This window comes from Actinophytocola sp. (assembly GCF_049647105.1).
GTDB lineage: Bacteria > Actinomycetota > Actinomycetes > Mycobacteriales > Pseudonocardiaceae > Actinophytocola.
In genome coordinates this window covers 1-3276 of the sequence record NZ_JBARWZ010000028.1, presented here as the reverse complement: position 1 = coordinate 3276, position 3276 = coordinate 1, and the positions used below count along the sequence as shown (strand labels likewise).

Below are 3276 nucleotides of genomic sequence, written 5' to 3'. Positions count from 1 at the left end.
CAACCGACTCGTCGGCATCCTCCACGGCTGTCTCCGCAGCCGCACCCACTACAACGAGACAACCGCCTGGACTCATCACACCGAGCCAGCCGCTGCTTGACATCTACGCTCCTGGGATGTCTTTCGGGACATCGCGCCAGTCCGCCACCTCTGATGGGGACGCCGCCGGGGCCGGGCGCGAAGCGCCCGCCCCCGCGAAGCGGGCTTGGCCAGACCAACGCCCACCGCACGACCAATAAACCGTGAAGGACATCGGTGGACACAGGTTGAGCGCCCCGAAACGCGGTGACTGTCCCCGAGCGGCGCAAGCCCGCCACCAAGGGGCTCCCTGCCATCCCGTCGACCTGGCGAAGCCCGATCACGCCGTGTCAAGGGGGCCCAAAAGACCAAAACACACCATGCGAAAGCCCGGCCCCCTTGACACGGCGTGATAGCCCCTGGGAGGTCGACGGGATGGCAGGCAGACCCGAACCCAACGCAACCAAAACAGCAAAACCCCAGGCCATCCTGGAGACCTGCCCCTCCGGCGAGGAGCCGCCGGAGGCAAAGGCCCGCCGACGGCAAACCGGCGAGGCAAACACAACCGGTGCATCCCGAACGCGCCAGGAGCACACCTGCCAAACGGATCCGACTCCGACCAGCACGTGAATGCTCCCGGGTCAGGTCGCCGGGTCGTCGAGCAGGTCGCGGGTGGGTGCGTGCCGGATCTCACCGGCGTGGGTCACGCAGCAGCCCGCGATGATCTTGTCGGTGAAGTCGGGGGTCAGCCCGTCGTCGGAACGCAGGAGCAGCAACAGGTTCACGACGTTGGTGCTGTAGAGCTGGCTCGCCTGCGCGGGCAGCTGGCTCGGCACGTTCGCGCCACCCCAGACGAGCACGCCGCCGATGGTGACCTCCTCGCCCGGCTTGGCCCCCTCGACGTTGCCACCCGACTCGGCCGCCAGGTCCACCACGACCGACCCCGGCCGCATGGCGGCCACCATGTCGGCGGTCACCAGGATCGGCGCGGTGCGGCCGGGCACCGCCGCGGTGGTGATCAGCACGTCCGCGTCGGCGACGTGCGGTGCGAGCAGCTCCCGCTGCTGCCGCGAGCGTTCCTCGGTCATCTCGCGTGCGTACCCGCCCGCGCCTTCCAGCGTCGGCAGGTCCAGCTCGACGAACTCGGCGCCGAGGCTGCGCACCTCGTCCGAGGAGGCCGCACGCACGTCGTAGGCCCGCACCACCGCACCGAGCCGCCGCGACGTCGCGATGGCCTGCAGCCCCGCGACGCCCGCGCCGAGCACCAGCACGGTGGCGGGCCGGATCGTCCCGGACGCGGTCATGGACAGCGGCAGGAACCTCGGGAGCCGCTCCGCGGCGACGATCGCCGCGCGGTACCCGGCGACGAAGGACTGCGACGACAACGCGTCCATCGCCTGTGCACGCGAGATGCGCGGCACGAGCTCCATGGCGAGCGCGGTGTGGCCGCCGTCACGCAGCGCGCGGACCAGGTCGAGCTCCTGCGCGGCCGGGAGGAAGGAGATGGTGATCGCGCCCGGCGCGAGCTCACCGAGCCGGAACTCGGGAATCGGCTGCACCGACAGCACCACGCCCGCGCCACGCAGCGCGTCGCCGGACACCGTGGCACCAGCCTGCCGGTAGTCCTCGTCGGTGAACCCCGCGGCGGCGCCGGCACCCGGCTCGACCGCCACCTCCTCGACCACGTCGGCAAGTCGCGACACCAGACCCGGCACCAGCGCCACCCTGCGCTCGTCCGGCCTGGTCTCGCCAATCACGGCGATCTTCACGAATCGCACCCTAGACCATTGATTTCGGTGAACGCACACCAAACCCGTTCACCGATCAACTAATCCACAGAGGACGAATTCGGGTTATTTCACGGTTTCCGGCTCGCGTTGGGCCAAAAGAGTGAATCTTGCAATTCTCTATCACATGACGGCTTCCACCGTTCGGCGGACCCACCCCGCACCGGTCGCGGTTACCGTGGGGCCGCCCCGGTACGACAGGCCTCGACCACGGAGAGGAACCCATGCGGCCCGTGAGCGCGACATCATGGAAACTCCGGCTCCGTCCGATGTCCATGGTCACCGTCATCGCCGCGGTCGCCGTCGCGACCTCGGGCTGCGCGAGCAGCTCCACGGGCGACGACGGCCCGTCAGGACCGCCGACGCAGAACGGCGTGCTCCCGACCGGCCCGGCACGCCCCAGCACGGAGCTCGTGCGCATCACCGGTGAGGTCGAACTGGGCACACAGCCCGGATGCATGGTGTTGAACGCCGAGTTCACGAAATACGTCCTGCTGGGCGGCGACCAGGCAACCCTGGAGGAGTTCGAGGAGGAGGGCACGGACGTCACCGTCACCGGTCAGGCGCACACACCGACGCCGACCGACTGCACCGACGGCGTCCCGCTCGCGATCCAGGAGATCGTGCCCGCGGTCTGACGAACGTGGCGTGACCACCACACGACGTCGATGGCACGACACCGCCTCATTCGACAACCTCCGGCAGCTCGACGACGAACCGTGCCCCGCCACCGGGACGCTCCTCCACCCACGCGCGCCCGTCGTGCCCGCGCACGTGCTGCGCCACCAGCGCCAGCCCGAGCCCGGCGCCACTGTCGGACGCGTCGCGGTCGGCGGGCGAGCCACGCGAGAACCGCTCGAAGACACGCTCCCGGTCGGCCGGGGGCACTCCCGCTCCCGCGTCGTCGACCTCGATCCTGGCCTGCCCGTCACGGGTCAGGACTCCGAGGCGCACCAACCCCTTCCCGTGCCGGGCGGCGTTGTCGAGCAGGTTCACCATCACCCGCTCCAGCCTGCGCCGGTCGCCGGTGATCCACGGGTGCGCGGCCATGTCGAGCACGCCGGGCGCGAGCCCGCCGTACCCGACGGTCACGGCGCGCACCAGCTCACCGAGGTCGACCAGCTCGAACGTGGACCGGTCCTGGTCGTGCCGGGAGATCTCGAGCAGGTCGTCGACCATGCGCCGGAAGCGGCGGAGGTCGGTGTCGAGCAGTTCCACGGCCTGGCGGGACCCGGGCGGCATCTCGTCGCGCCGCCGGTACAGCACGGCCATGGCGTTGAGCATGGTGGTCAGTGGCGAGCGCAGCTCGTGGCTCACGTCGCCCGCGAACCGGGTGTCCCGCGCGACCCGCTGCTGCAGGCGTTCCGCGGTGTCGTTGAACGCCTGCGCCAGCGGGACGAGGTCCGGGTCGCCCGTCGCGGGCAGCCGGACCCCCAGGTCCCCACGCGCCGCCTCCGCCGCCGCCGCGGTC

3 protein-coding genes are annotated in these 3276 nt (G+C 70.7%); 1 reads left to right on the top strand and 2 read right to left on the bottom strand.

The annotated features are described in order from the left end of the window. Positions 1-659: 659 nt before the first annotated feature. A complete protein-coding gene (locus tag WBA97_RS04140; RefSeq protein ID WP_424229323.1) occupies positions 660-1787 on the bottom strand; it encodes an NAD(P) transhydrogenase subunit alpha in 1128 nt (375 codons plus the stop codon). A gap of 287 nt (positions 1788-2074) precedes the next feature. On the opposite strand from WBA97_RS04140, the gene WBA97_RS04135 reads away from it, so the two are divergent. Beyond that, on the top strand, positions 2075-2443 hold the full coding sequence (locus WBA97_RS04135) for a hypothetical protein (RefSeq protein ID WP_424229322.1): 369 nt from the start codon (positions 2075-2077) through the stop codon (positions 2441-2443). Positions 2444-2489: 46 nt separating this feature from the next. Here the strand turns inward: WBA97_RS04135 and WBA97_RS04130 are convergent. Beyond that, a partial coding sequence (locus WBA97_RS04130; RefSeq protein ID WP_424229321.1) for a sensor histidine kinase occupies positions 2490-3276 on the bottom strand: 787 nt, incomplete at its 5' end.